General features: G+C 32.7%; 12 protein-coding genes. All 12 read right to left on the bottom strand.

Features of this window, described 5'->3' with window-relative positions:
* Nucleotides 1-6 precede the first annotated feature (6 nt).
* The gene (locus JCM14822_RS08115) at nucleotides 7-852 is read right to left on the bottom strand and encodes a galactose-1-phosphate uridylyltransferase (protein ID WP_054741341.1); all 846 of its coding nucleotides are present in this window, start codon (nucleotides 850-852) and stop codon (nucleotides 7-9) included.
* A 103-nt stretch (nucleotides 853-955) separates the two neighbouring features.
* Entirely contained in the window at nucleotides 956-2,563 is a 1,608-nt protein-coding gene (locus tag JCM14822_RS08110) for a peptide ABC transporter substrate-binding protein (RefSeq protein WP_054741339.1), read from the bottom strand.
* Nucleotides 2,564-2,581: 18 nt separating this feature from the next.
* Nucleotides 2,582-3,181, bottom strand: coding sequence for a dephospho-CoA kinase (gene coaE / locus JCM14822_RS08105; RefSeq protein WP_054741337.1), 600 nt, complete (start codon nucleotides 3,179-3,181; stop codon nucleotides 2,582-2,584).
* A 20-nt stretch (nucleotides 3,182-3,201) separates the two neighbouring features.
* Nucleotides 3,202-5,844, bottom strand: coding sequence for a DNA polymerase I (gene polA, locus JCM14822_RS08100; protein ID WP_054741335.1), 2,643 nt, complete (start codon nucleotides 5,842-5,844; stop codon nucleotides 3,202-3,204).
* Between the two features lie 51 nt (nucleotides 5,845-5,895).
* Nucleotides 5,896-6,654, bottom strand: a complete 759-nt coding sequence (gene recO, locus JCM14822_RS08095; RefSeq protein WP_054741333.1) for a DNA repair protein RecO — start codon at nucleotides 6,652-6,654, stop codon at nucleotides 5,896-5,898.
* A 10-nt stretch (nucleotides 6,655-6,664) separates the two neighbouring features.
* On the bottom strand, nucleotides 6,665-6,784 hold the full coding sequence (locus JCM14822_RS19250; RefSeq protein ID WP_083461333.1) for a YqzL family protein: 120 nt from the start codon (nucleotides 6,782-6,784) through the stop codon (nucleotides 6,665-6,667).
* 106 nt (nucleotides 6,785-6,890) lie between these two features.
* Entirely contained in the window at nucleotides 6,891-7,799 is a 909-nt protein-coding gene (gene era / locus JCM14822_RS08090) for a GTPase Era (protein ID WP_054741331.1), read from the bottom strand.
* A gap of 54 nt (nucleotides 7,800-7,853) precedes the next feature.
* On the bottom strand, nucleotides 7,854-8,354 hold the full coding sequence (gene ybeY / locus JCM14822_RS08085; RefSeq protein ID WP_054741329.1) for an rRNA maturation RNase YbeY: 501 nt from the start codon (nucleotides 8,352-8,354) through the stop codon (nucleotides 7,854-7,856).
* Entirely contained in the window at nucleotides 8,351-10,369 is a 2,019-nt protein-coding gene (locus tag JCM14822_RS08080; protein WP_054741327.1) for an HD family phosphohydrolase, read from the bottom strand. The genes ybeY and JCM14822_RS08080 overlap by 4 nt, the downstream gene beginning before the upstream one ends.
* 37 nt (nucleotides 10,370-10,406) lie before the next feature.
* Entirely contained in the window at nucleotides 10,407-11,369 is a 963-nt protein-coding gene (locus tag JCM14822_RS08075) for a PhoH family protein (RefSeq protein ID WP_054741326.1), read from the bottom strand.
* On the bottom strand, nucleotides 11,366-12,595 hold the full coding sequence (yqfD, locus tag JCM14822_RS08070; protein WP_054741324.1) for a sporulation protein YqfD: 1,230 nt from the start codon (nucleotides 12,593-12,595) through the stop codon (nucleotides 11,366-11,368). The genes JCM14822_RS08075 and yqfD overlap by 4 nt, the downstream gene beginning before the upstream one ends.
* A 13-nt stretch (nucleotides 12,596-12,608) precedes the next feature.
* Nucleotides 12,609-12,911 (bottom strand): sporulation protein YqfC, encoded by a 303-nt coding sequence (gene yqfC, locus JCM14822_RS08065; protein WP_054741322.1) that lies wholly within the window; start codon nucleotides 12,909-12,911, stop codon nucleotides 12,609-12,611.
* Between the last annotated feature and the right edge of the window lie 769 nt (nucleotides 12,912-13,680).

Raw genomic sequence — 13,680 nt, 5'->3', positions numbered from 1 at the left:
GTACCCCTACTCCTTCAATAATTTTTTCATTTCAGCTGTAGCTTTCATTGGTGAAACCATATTGATAAAACACCCTGTCGCTACTTCAAAACCCGCCATATTACCTAAACGCATGGCAATTTTAATATGAAAATGATAATTTAACTGCTGATTTAGCGCACCGCCCATCATGCAAATATTATAATCACAATGAGGCTCTAATATATCATAAGCTTTAATCACTTTTTGCAGTAAAAGTGCTGCTTCCTTTAATATATATTCTGGTAATTCACCATAATGCTGATAATGTGCTCTAGGAATTAATAATGTTTCATAAGCAAAGCGCGGTGCTTTAGGCGAACACACTATAAAATACTCTGTTTCTAAAATCTTATAGGCTGAGGCATTCTTACCTATTTCACATAAATAGCAGTCCTGCTTTACATTATAATGTTTATATTGATATTGCACAAATTCTGGTACTTCAGCTAATGCAAGAATCTGCCAATGAGAATGACTAATACTTGCCCCACCACATCTTCCAAAGTTTTTAAATACTTGTATAAATTGAATCTTTTCATCTTTACTAAGCTCAATCCAGCGCTTTTGTATTTTAAAAAGTATTTCTTCCCATCTTGCTAAACTAAAATCTTTAGGTAATTCATTATGCAATGGTGTATCTACTACTACATCATGTTGTCCATAAGGATTTGACCATTCATTAGCTATTGGATACTTATTTTCTAAAATCACAACGCCTTCATGAGGAAAGCAAAAAGGACATTCTAAAGATTTTTCATCAATCCTAGGTCGCTTACGTCTACCTTCTGCAATAATACAATTATTTAAAAAGACTTCATCATAATATTCCATTATTAATTCCCTTTCTTTTTAACCATTTTACACTATACTCAAAAAAAATAAAAGAGTTTCTAACTTCTTACTAAAAAACTGCTCTATTTTTAGAGCAGTTCTTTTATGATTTCGTCCATTCTTCTACATCTGCAAAAATATTAAGCGGTGTTGGCTTAACATTCCCTTTAATTTGACTACTTGTCATCATAACAGATTTCTTAAAATATAAACTAATATATGGATTTTGTGTAATAAAATATTGTTGCAATTTATTAAAGGCCTCTGCCTTAGTTGTTTCTGTTGCTAAAAATGCTTTCTGTAATAAATCATTCATGGTTTGATCTGTATAACCTACATAGTTTTCACCACCATTTGCATAATTTGAATTTAATGCAAAGCTTAAATCTGTAGCATATGATAATTTAAAGCCACCTAAGAAAGCGTCAAACTGCTTACTTGTAATACGATTAAAATAAGTTTCTTTATCTACTTCTTCAATATTTACTTCGATACCTATTTCTTTATAAAGTTCCTTAATGACCTTAGCTGTTTTAACACGATCAGTATTCTCTGCATTCACTAATAAATTTAAACTAAATGGCATACCATTTTTCACTAAGATGCCATTACTGCCTTTTTCATAACCTTCTTGTGTAAGTAGGAATCTAGCCTTTTCTTTATCATATTGACGAATTTCAATATTCTTATCATATAAATATGACACTGGACTAATTGGTGTATCTGTTACAATAGCATGTTCTAAATAATAACGTTGTACAATATCTTGACGATTAATACCACATAATAAGGCTTCACGAATATTAGCATTTTGGAAAATTCCTTTATTTAAATTAAGTCCTACAAACTCATAAATGTTCGAAGCCATTTCATAAGAATTTGTACCTTTACTATTGGCATATTTACCCCATTCTGTAATATCTGTATAAACTACATCAATAAGTCCTTGTTTAAAGGCATATAAACTACTTTCTTCATCTGGAATAATTTTCACTTGTACAGATTCTATAAGTGGTTTGCCTTTGAAATAATTTGCATTAGCTTTAAGTGACATACGTTTTGAAGCTGTAAAATCTTCAAAAACATATGGCCCAGAACCAATAGGTGCTAAGATTACACTTGTTTGATCTTTTACATCATAAATATGTTTTGGGATAACAGGGAAAAATAGTGTTTGTAAGATGCCACTAAAAGCTTGTTTATACACTATTTTTAATGTGTGCGTATCAATAGGTTCCATAGAAGCAATATTGGCTACTGCACTTTTATAAGGACTATCTGATATTTGCTGAATTTGCTGTAATGTATAAATCACATCTGTTGTTGTAAGTGGCTGTCCATCATGAAACTTTACATCATCTCTTAGGGTAATTGTAACTGCTGTCTCTGTCTCATTTACCATCCATGACTTAGCAATATTACTGCTAATTGTACCATTTTCCTCAATATTAATAAGCGGACTAAATACAAGCAGTAAAACCTGCCCCACATTCTCTGGTAAATTATAAAGTGGATGTAAGGTAGTTGGTGTATTCATAGCAAGAATCATTTCATTTTCCTTTGAAACAGTTACTGTACCCGTTGTTTCTTCATCTTTTATAACAGATTCTGGTATTTCTACTACTCCCTCTTTTTCCGTCTGACTTGTACAACCCACAAGTAAAGTAAGTAACATGATGAGCATCAAAAGTACTTTATGACGCTTTTTCATCTTGGATTCCTCCTTGTTCTATGTTTTATAAACCTTAAGTATTTCTTCTAGTTGTTGTTTTGTATAATCAAGCGAAATACTGTTGTCAACTACGAAATCTGCAGCTTCTTCGAAACTTTCCCATTGCTTTTGAACTTTAATGCGATCTCTTACTGCTGTGTCTATAATTCCTTCTCTTGCCATTACGCGCTGCACACGTATATTTTCATCTGCATAGACAGCTATTACCGTATCAACAAGTTCAATAAGCCCACTTTCAATAAGTAGTGCAGCTTCTAATAAAATATGATGATTTGGCGCAGCAAGCTTAAACCATGCAATACGCCTTTCTATTTCTTTTTGAATGATTGGGTGTGTTATCTCATTGAGTAATTGTAGTTTACCTGGATCACTAAATACAATAGCCCCTAACTTTTTACGAACAATTTCACCTTGTTCATCTAAAATAGATGGGCCAAAGGCTGCTAGAACAGGTTCATAAGCAGCCTGACCTTTTAAAAGTACTTCATGTCCAATGGTATCTGCTTCAATGACTTCAATAGGTATAAGCTGCATAAGATTGGCAGCAACTGTCGTTTTGCCTGCACCGATGCCTCCTACAATGCCTATAACTTTCATTTAGCACCTCCATTTAATATTTATTTAGCTTCTAACCAGTTTTCTCCTTCATGCACATCCACATATAAAGGTACACTAAGCGAAACAGCATGCTCCATTTCTTCTTTAAGGAGATTTTTCACAATTTCAATCTCACTGCGATGTGTTTCAATTAAAAGCTCATCATGTACAGTTAAAATTAGTTTTGACTTAAGATTTAAGTCTTTAAGTTTTTGATATACTTTCACCATAGCAATTTTAATAATATCTGCTGCTGTTCCTTGAATTGGTGTATTCATCGCCACACGTTTTCCAAATTCACGCATATTATAATTGCTTGCTAGAATCTCAGGAATTTCACGTTTGCGGTTAAACATTGTGCCTACATACCCATTACGCACGGCAAAATCAATGGTTGTATCAATATAATCTTTAATATTAGGATATTTTGCAAAGTAGCCATCAATATAAGTCTGTGCTTCTTTTTGTGAAATTTTAAGGTCTTCTGAAAGGGCAAATGCACTAATACCATAAACAATTCCAAAGTTAACAGCTTTTGCATTACTTCTTTGTTCACTTGTAACTTCATCAAATGGCACATGGAAAACTTGAGAAGCTGTAAGTTTATGAATATCTAAATTTTCTTTGAAACCGTGAATCAATGTAGCATCTCCTGAAATATGTGCAAGCACACGTAATTCAATTTGTGAATAGTCCCCATCTAAGAATACATATTCTGATGATGAAGGTACAAAAAGTTTACGAATTTTACGCCCCATTTCAAATTTGACAGGGATATTTTGAAGATTTGGCTCTGTGCTACTTAAACGTCCTGTAGCTGTAATCGTTTGATTAAATGTAGAATGAATCTTAGTATCTGATGTCATTACACTTAAAAGACCATCTACATAAGTTGATTTAAGCTTTGTATATTGACGATATTCCAAAATCTTTTCTACGATTGGATAGTCTTTTCTAAGTGCTTCTAATACCTCTGCTGCTGTAGAATAGCCTGTTTTTGTTTTCTTAGCAGCTGGAATGCCTAATTTCTCAAATAAGATTATACCAAGTTGTTTTGGTGAATTAATATTGAAGGCTTCTCCTGCCATTTCATAAATAGATTCTTCTAAACTTTTAATAAGCACTTGTAACTCAGTGCCATATTGTTTTAAGCCTTCTGTATCGACACTAATACCTGTCATTTCCATATCAAAAAGCACTTCAATCAGTGGCATCTCAATATCATAGAAAAGCTTGTCCATCTTTTCTTTTTCTAAAGCTTGTTTCATTTTCTCAGTTGAAAGCGCAATCACTTTTGCACGTTTTACCATATTCTGTATACGTACATTTTCATCTAATTGCATCCACTTGAGCATACTCTTGCCTTTTCCTAAAAGGGCTTCTTCACTTAAAATACTCATATTCGTATCAAAAAGCTCTGTAAGCTCTGATAAATCATAACTTTTACTTGTAGGATGTAATAAGTATGCCGCAATAAATGTATCAAAAGCTACCTTGGCGATGCCAATACCTGCTTCAATTAAACCATGACGTAAATTTTTGCTATCATGAATATTTTTACTATAGCTGCTACTTTCAAAGAATTCAATAAGATTTGCTTTAGCATCTACGTCTGTTAAATCCCATTCCAAATAATAAGTTTTTTCAGCCACATAAAGTCCCATGCCCATTATATTATCTTCAATAAAATAACTCATACTGACATGATCTTCTTTATGCGCCTCTAAGAATGTTTTAAAATTATCAAGTGTTAACTTTGTAATTTCAATTGGTGTCTCTATAACCTTAGCATTTTTACGCCCTAGACGTGTTAAAAGTGTTTTAAGATCTAAATCCTTAAGCATTTGATAAGCTTCTTCTTCAAGAGCTAACTCATAATTAAAGTCTTCCCATGTATACTCAAGTGGCACATCACAAACGATAGTTGCCAGCATCTTACTATCACGGGCATCTTGTGCATAAGTTGTTAAATTCTCTTTTAATTTTTTTTGCTTAATGTCTTCGATATGATCTAATAAGTTTTCAATATTGCCATATTCTTTAATAAGTTTTACAGCTGTTTTTTCACCTATCCCTGGTACCCCTTTTATATTATCAGAGGTATCACCCATTAGTCCCTTTACATCAATGAACTGCGTAGGCGTTACTTCATAAGTTGTCATAATATCTTTTGCAAAGAAACTCTCTATTTCTGTTCCGGTCTTTTTAGTACGTGGAATCTTAATCTCTATTTGATCTGAGGTGATTTGGAATAAATCACGGTCACCTGATACAACTGTAACTTGCATCCCCTCTTTTTCACCAGCTTTAGCTAAAGTCCCCAAGACGTCATCTGCTTCATATCCCTCTTTTGTAACAATATGAATTTGCATCGCTGTTAATAATTTCTTTAAAAGAGGTATTTGACTACGTAATTCTTGAGGCATTCCCTTTCGTGTTCCTTTGTATTCACTAGAAAACTTATGACGAAAAGTAGGCACACTCAAATCAAAGGCAATACCTACATAATCTGGTTTCTCCTTTTCAATTAAAGAAAGCATAATATTCATAAAGCCATAAATTGCATTAGTGTATACACCTTCTTTATTTGTTAAGAGAGGCACACCATAAAATGCACGATTGGCAATGCTATGCCCATCAAATAATAATAATTTTTTACTCATAGTTCACCTCTTACATGTTTTATCTTTATTATACCATATTGTGTAAAAAAATTACATTTTTTCAATACGTTCTATAAAATCTAAGGTTTTAAATTCCTTATCTATATAATACCCCACATAGGCCATACACACACCATCTAATTCAGCTTGTATATCTGGAGTTAGGTTAAAATGAAAAAGTCGCCCTAAAGGCGCACCTACAATATATTTCATACAGTATAAAGTTGTATATTGTATGGTTAAGCTAAAATTTACTTCCATTTTACAAGATTTACAAACTACGCCACCTGCTTCTGGTGAAAAGTAATAAATCTGTTTGGCATCTTCCTTCAAAATTTCTCCGCATCCTGTACAAGCTTCAAGCTGTGGCATAAAGCCTATTAAACTCATAGCTCTTAATTCAAAAACGCGGCGAATAAGTTGCGGCAACATTTCTCCTTTTGTAAAAGCCTTTAATGTCATAAGTGTTAATTTCAAAAGCTCTGGTTGCGACAAATCTGGCTCTGTAACACTTTGTACAAATTCCATAATATAACTTGCATAACTTAGTACCATTAAATCCTCTCTTATATTATGAAACATCTCAATAACTTCTACACCAACTAAACGATATGTATCTTTAAAACTAGTCAGCATAAAATCCCCGTACACAAAAACCTGAGTTCCTGAGGCAAAGCCTTTATCAGATTTTTTTGCACGAGGTGCTAAAACTTGAATTTTTCCTATTTCTTTAGTAAAGAGAGTGATATACTTATCACTCTCTCCTACCGTATATTCTCTTATAACTAGCGCTTTAGTTCTTAGTATCACGTTACAATCATCATCCTATCTCATGTTTAATTGGCGCTGCTTTTTCATAAGCAGCCTCATATTCTTTAAAATTAAGGTAGGTATCTATATTACCTGTTGTCATGAAATAACTCCAAAATTCTTGTAACATATGCACAACTCCCTAGTTAAAATTTTATTTTCTTCTTGTATTAAGTTGTGTAATTTTTGTCTTACTATGCTACAAAAAATATACCAGTTCAAAAGCCCTTGACAAATTACATTAATTCTTTATTGTTATAGCCGTAGTTTTTAATTAAGAAATCACTGTCACGCCAGTTTTTCTTAATTTTTACCCAAAGTGTTAAATATGTTTTAGATCCTAATAATCTTTCAATATCATAACGTGCTTTTGAGCCAATTTCTTTAATCATTTGCCCTTGTTTACCAATGATAATACGTTTATGCGATTCTCTTTCACATACAATGGTTGCTTCAATATCTACCATATTCCCTTTTTCACGTCTTTTCATTGTATCAATTTCTACTGCAATCCCATGTGGAATTTCTTTGTCTAATAAGTGAAGTGCTTTTTCACGAATAATTTCTGCTACAATTTGACGTTCTGGCTGGTCTGTTAACATATCATCTGGGAAGAATTGTGGTCCTTCTGGTAAGTAATTTGGAATACATTTTAAGATTGAATCAATATTTGTTCTTTCATATGCTGAAATTGGAATAATTTCTTTGAAATCGTAAGCTTTACTATAAACATCAATTGTTTGAAGAATAATTTCTTTTGACACACTATCAATTTTATTAATACATAAGAAAACTGGTGTATTTACTGTTTTTAAACGTTCGATAATTTCTTGGTCAAGCTTACCAATGAATGGATCTGCTTCTACAAGATAAAAGATAGCATCTACTTCATTTAAAGTTGTTGTAGCTGCTTTTACCATGTATTCACCTAATTTATTTTTAGGTGTGTGAATTCCTGGTGTATCAATGAAGATTGCTTGAAAATCTTCTGTTGTAAGTACTGTTTGAATACGGTTACGTGTTGTTTGTGGTTTATTTGACATAATTGCCACTTTTTCACCAATAAGTGTATTCATAAGTGTTGATTTTCCTACATTTGGTCGTCCAATAATAGATACAAAACCTGATTTAAATCCTTGTTTCATTTATTTATCTCCTAATTAACTTATTCTCATTATATCAAGGTAGGAATATTTTCCCTACCTTAAGATAGCAAGACATTGTAACACATTTTCTTGCTTTTGTCTCATATTTTTTTCATCATCTTCTGTCATGTGATCATAGCCTAATAAATGTAACATACTATGTGCTACTAAGAAACATACTTCGCGTTCTAATGAATGTCCATATTCTTCAGCCTGAAGGGCGGCAATTTCGTCACATAAAATAATGTCCCCTAAGATTATTTCTTCAGTATCATAATTCACACAACTACTTGTATCTAGGTTATCCCAATTGATTTTTCCTATACATTCAGGATCAATTTGTGGAAATGAAAGCACATCTGTTGGCCTGTCAATTTGACGGTGCTCTAGATTAATCTCTTGAATTTCCGCCTTATCCACAATTGTAAGGCTTACTTCTACTTCATAAGGTACTTCTTCTTGATCGAGGCACTGATTAATTACTGCTTCTACTTTTTCTAAAAGTCCTAGGTGCTTTTCAAAAAATTGTTGTTCATCTTCTAAATAAACTGTCATTGTTCTGTCCTTTCTGGATACTTTATTCTTTCGTGATACATACTTTTTAACATTTTTGTAAAAGAGGCTATTATCTTATCTATATCCGAAATATAAAGTTCACATTCATCTAATTGTCCTTCTTTTAATTTTTGTTTCACCATTTTGGTGACTAAATCTTGAATAGTTAAGTTTTCACTTAAACGATCTTGCATGGCACGTACAGTAGCTTCTACTACATCCGCTAGCATTACAAGAGCTGCTTCTTTAGAACGTGGTTTAGGCCCTAAATAACAAAATGCTGATTCTTCCACATTGGCATCTATTTCCTTTGCTTTCACATAGAAATACTGCATACAGCTTGTCCCATGATGTTGTTTAATAATATCAATAATATAAGCTGGTAAATTATATTGCTTTGCTAAAGTTACACCCTCACTAACGTGAGCTACAATATACTTATAGCTTTGCTGTGGTGTTAGGGTATCATGAGGATTTTCTTTTCCTTGATTTTCTTTAAAGTAACCACTATTGCTTAATTTACCTATATCATGATAATAACCACCAACTCTTGCCATAAGTGGATTTGCACCAATAGCATCCGCTGCAGCCTCTGCTAAATTTGCAACTAGCAAACTATGATAGTATGTACCTGTTGCTTCTAATAATAGACGTTTGAGTACAGGCTGATTTGGATTTGTAAGTTCTAAAAGCTGCATAGAGGTAATAAATCCAAAAGCAGATTCTAAAAAGGGAAGAATCCCAACAATAAGGACAACTGCAATTACCCCCATAATAAAGGCCACAATGCATTCTGTCCCCATTGTAATATCTAAACTTGCACCACTAAATAACTTCAAACTTACATATGTAATAACTTGAATAGCACCTATAGTTAATGCATTCATTACTGTTTTGGCACGTTCAAACATATTACGTACCACAAAAATTGCCCCAATTCCTGTAATCATAAAATAACTTATTGTTACAAAGTCTGACTTTAAAATAATGGCTGAAAAAATAACAATCAAACCATGCATGAGCAATGCAAGTTCCATCTCCATAGCAAAGGCCACAAGCATAGTAGCCATACAAACTGGTAAATAAACAAAAGACATTGTCATCATTGTGCGCACCATTAAAATTGTCGCTGTATAAATGATAAACAGGAAGTTATATTGACTATAACTCCATTTCTTATGATGTGTACATATATAAATAAATACAAACAAACTGCCTAGTACTAATAAAATTACAAATCCTAGATACTGTTGATATTTCACTGATTTGTCTGTATTTAAATAGCCCACCTTTTCGAGTAACATATAGGTTTCTTCTGTCACCTTAGTACCTTGTTCAATGATTTTTTCACCTGCTAGAACATAAACTGGTTCTACTTTTTCCCTTGCTACTCGAATGGCTTCATTAGTTGCAAGTTCGTCCACAATGACATTAGGTTCTAAAACACTTATAATAATATCTTGTGCTATTTTTTGCTGTGTTACTGTTAGTGTACTTGTTTCTAAGGCTGTTTTAAGTGCAATACTATTATTTTGAGTAGATTGTGTAATGCCTTCATCAAATAGACTGCTCGCAACATCAATACATGTCTTTTTCATAATTGCAATGCGTTCTTTTGAAAGATGTAGCAGTGCTGCATACTGTTCATTATATAATGCAATTGTTGCATGTTCATTTAAACTTTTAATAAGTTCTTCTTCTGTGCGTTTTTCAGTTGTATTTGACTTTAAGCTTTCAATATAATTAAAAAGTTCTTCAATCTCACCAATTGCCTTTTCTTGAACTTTACTATCTTTTTTATATTGGGTTTTAACATCTTTCTCAGCTAAATCTTTTTTACGATTAGTTGCAATCTCATTTTCTACTTGGAAAGGTGCCAAAATTGTTGTTTTTGCCACCTCTCCAATTTGAATTTGAATTTTCTTTGTAAAGAAATTACCTGTGAGCACGGCAATACAAGTTACAACTAATGCCAATATGCCAAAAACAAATACACTGTATTTCTTTTGAATCATCTTTTGTACCCCCTAATATAGTCCTTCCTTACTGAGCCTATTTCTTCTTTTCCTCAAAAGCTTCATAAGCATCTACAATACGTTGTACAAGTGGATGACGCACAACATCACGTCTATCAAGGAAGCTAAAACCTATACCTTCCACTTTTTCTAAGACTTTTAGGGCTTCTTTTAAACCACTTTGTTTCTCATTTGGAAGGTCAACTTGCGTTAAATCTCCTGTTATAACTGCCTTTGAACCAAATCCAATGCGTGTTAAAAACATTTTCATTTGCTGTGGTGTTGTATTTTGTGCTTCATCTAATACAATATAGGCATTATTTAAAGTACGTCCACGCATATAAGCAAGTGGTGCTACTTCAATGAGTCCTTTTTCCATATTCTTCTCGAAATTTTCAGGCCCCATAATTTCAAACAAAGCATCATATAACGGTCTTAAATAAGGATCTACCTTACTTTGAAGATCACCTGGCAAGAAACCTAGTTTTTCGCCTGCTTCAATGGCTGGTCTAGTTAAAATAATTTTACTGACTTCATTTTTACGAAAAGCATTCACTGCCATCGCCATAGCTAAATATGTTTTACCAGTACCAGCTGGACCAATCCCAAATACAATATTGTTCTTACGCATACTTTTCACATAGTCTGCTTGACCTATTGTTTTACATTTAATTGGTTTTCCCAGTTGTGTAAGCGTTACTACTTCTTTTTCCATATTTCCAAGTTTTTTTTCCTCATTGTTCTTAAGTGTTCCCATTAAGTATTCCACCTTTTGTGTGTCAATTTCTTCTTTTTTCTTAGATAAACTCATAAGCTTTTCAAATACACGTATTGCAAGTTTAACTTGACTTTCATCCCCACTTATTTTGAGCTTATCATGACGAAGTACTACATTTATATTTAATTGTTTTTCAATTAATAAGAGATGAGCATCAAATTGACCAAATACTGCTGCCATATCACAATTTTGCACTTCTAATTCTTTTTCAATTTTACTCATTGGGCGTTTTCTCCTTCGCTAGATACTTCTGGCTGTGCCAGAGGATTTGCTTCTACTTTATAACCTATTTCCTCTTCAGCTACGACATGAAGTGTACCTGTTACACCATCTGCTGTTTCTTTAAATAAGACTTCTCGTTTTAGAACATTAGCATTCTTCGATAAGCTTTCTTCTACTTCCTTCCACAGCTGACTTAAAAGCATATCTTTTGCTTCTTCCATTGTAAGCACTTTTGTTTCTTTATTATAGCCGATGCGGTAATCTACTTCATAGGCAAATGGCAATGGAAAAAGCCTTGTAATATGTAATTGATGCAATCTCACTTGAGTATCATAATTTTGCATTTTTATTTTCTGATCCCAAAGCTTAAAAGAATGGTTAAAAAGCTTCAAGCAATATTTACGACTTACTTCATTTGTATAATGTTTTTTTACTTGCGTTAAACTGACTTCACCTTGAGCACTGTATACTGTTTTTCCAGTAACTTTAGCTTTTGAATCTGTTGCATAAAGTTCTTCAGATTCTGCACCAAGTGGCATCTGCCCAGCCACTAATACATCTCCCTTCTTTACAATATCTCCTTTTTTCACCTTTGGCATACCTTTATAAACTGCAATAGAAGTGACAAGTGCATCTCGCTTAGCCACAATGTCTGTTACTACGCCCGTGTCAAACATCATATCAGGAGGTGGTACTGTCTCTGCAATTTCTACAACAAGCCTAGTTCCTTCAAAATGTAACGCCGTCCAAATAATATCTGGATAAGCTTTTACTAAATAACTTTCCGCCTGTCTTAGATTCAGACTTGTTTTCCATTTTCCTACACCATACCCTTGTTCTTCTAGTGAATTTACAATATCTATACTATTTAAGCGATTTGCACCTTCTACATCGACAAGCCATACAAAAGATGATAAACTCCAAATCATTATCAAAAATACAACTAAACCTATGGGCATAAACTTTCTTCTTCTATGACGATACATAAAAAAAGGCAATCCATATTTACGGATAACTTTCACCCTGCAATGTGCTTTTCTTACAATAGGTTTTAAACTCTTAAAATCTTTCGCCTGCATTTTAAACTGAATCTTATTATTTACAACACATACATCCCATACATCAAGTTCTCTATTCATCATTAAATTCATAAAACGCTCAAGTGCAAAACCACCTACTTCAACTATAACATATCCATTTAAATAATGCCATAATGATACAAACAAAGTCTTCACCTCCTTAATTAAATGAAATTTGCTTGATATTCCCCCTTATTGTAATGACTTGTGCTGTCATACGCTTTGCCTCTAAATTCTCACCTTCTATAGATAAAAAACCTATTTTAGTATTTAATCGGATTTTACTTTGTCCATATTCTAAAAGCCCTGCAAAATTTTCAACACTTATTTCTGTGTTCCCTATAAGGGTAATATTGGGTATATCCATCACAACTTCCTGTGGTAATTCTAATGCTAAGCTAATTTGCTCTTTTAAAGATTTCTTAGCTTCTACTTTAACATTCTTTTTTGGTTTCATATTCATACTCACCCCTTATACTAATCATATGCTAAAGCTAGGACATGTAGAAGTATATACAACCTACTTTATAAATATAATCACTTTAAATATTCTGCAATGTACATACCTTTTAAAATAATGTCAGCTACCTCCTCCTACTTAATCAACTATCTATCAAAAAATACATCCTTATTTCCAAGAAAATAACTAACATTATATATAATTTAAAAATTTATTATATTATACACTTATATCAAATCGTCCAATTCGAACAAAACAAATTACAAAATTTGGATACAAATATGAACACAAAACTAAGAATGAAATTTCTTGACTTAAAATAAAAAAGTGGCTCCGCCACGTTCAGCAACTTATAGTCTACTTATCACTCTATAAGTTGCTCTTTTGTTTTTTTCTCTGATTTCTGTTATACCTATATTAGAAACGTCTTACTTCTAACATTAAACATTTTACTATGAACGTTATTCTCATTGGCGCGAACGCATCTTACTATCTTTTGGCTATGACCCTCTTAAATGCACATGTGGACATATCATGGAATTAGTTGATATTTTTTATCCACCTCATTCGTCATATAATACTTCTTGAGATGTATTTTCTCAAATACAACTAAGGAGGATTTTGCTTTGGATATTTTAGAAGGTTTTACTGAAGATGATAATCTTATTGAATTTGTTTGCACTAAATGTGGCTATCACCTACTAGTCCCAGAATTTATTGTTCAAGAACTTGAAGAAGATAACATTTTTAATGGTCTTCCTAGTTCTACATC

This window comes from Cellulosilyticum ruminicola JCM 14822, assembly GCF_001311925.1.
GTDB classification, from domain to species: domain Bacteria; phylum Bacillota; class Clostridia; order Lachnospirales; family Cellulosilyticaceae; genus Cellulosilyticum; species Cellulosilyticum ruminicola.
The sequence above is the reverse complement of the archived record's forward strand: the minus strand, read 5'-3'. Positions and strand labels throughout refer to the sequence as shown.

What these genes read in the sequence shown, in the direction of transcription:
- JCM14822_RS08110 (WP_054741339.1), bottom strand. Translation starts at nt 2,563, where the DNA reads ATGAAAAAGCGTCATAAAGTACTTTTGATGCTCATCATGTTACTTACT.
- yqfC (WP_054741322.1), bottom strand. Translation starts at nt 12,911, where the DNA reads ATGAATATGAAACCAAAAAAGAATGTTAAAGTAGAAGCTAAGAAATCT.
- era (WP_054741331.1), bottom strand. Translation starts at nt 7,799, where the DNA reads ATGAAACAAGGATTTAAATCAGGTTTTGTATCTATTATTGGACGACCA.
- polA (WP_054741335.1), bottom strand. Translation starts at nt 5,844, where the DNA reads ATGAGTAAAAAATTATTATTATTTGATGGGCATAGCATTGCCAATCGT.
- JCM14822_RS19250 (WP_083461333.1), bottom strand. Translation starts at nt 6,784, where the DNA reads ATGTTACAAGAATTTTGGAGTTATTTCATGACAACAGGTAATATAGAT.
- ybeY (WP_054741329.1), bottom strand. Translation starts at nt 8,354, where the DNA reads ATGACAGTTTATTTAGAAGATGAACAACAATTTTTTGAAAAGCACCTA.
- JCM14822_RS08080 (WP_054741327.1), bottom strand. Translation starts at nt 10,369, where the DNA reads ATGATTCAAAAGAAATACAGTGTATTTGTTTTTGGCATATTGGCATTA.
- JCM14822_RS08075 (WP_054741326.1), bottom strand. Translation starts at nt 11,369, where the DNA reads ATGAGTAAAATTGAAAAAGAATTAGAAGTGCAAAATTGTGATATGGCA.
- JCM14822_RS08115 (WP_054741341.1), bottom strand. Translation starts at nt 852, where the DNA reads ATGGAATATTATGATGAAGTCTTTTTAAATAATTGTATTATTGCAGAA.
- coaE (WP_054741337.1), bottom strand. Translation starts at nt 3,181, where the DNA reads ATGAAAGTTATAGGCATTGTAGGAGGCATCGGTGCAGGCAAAACGACA.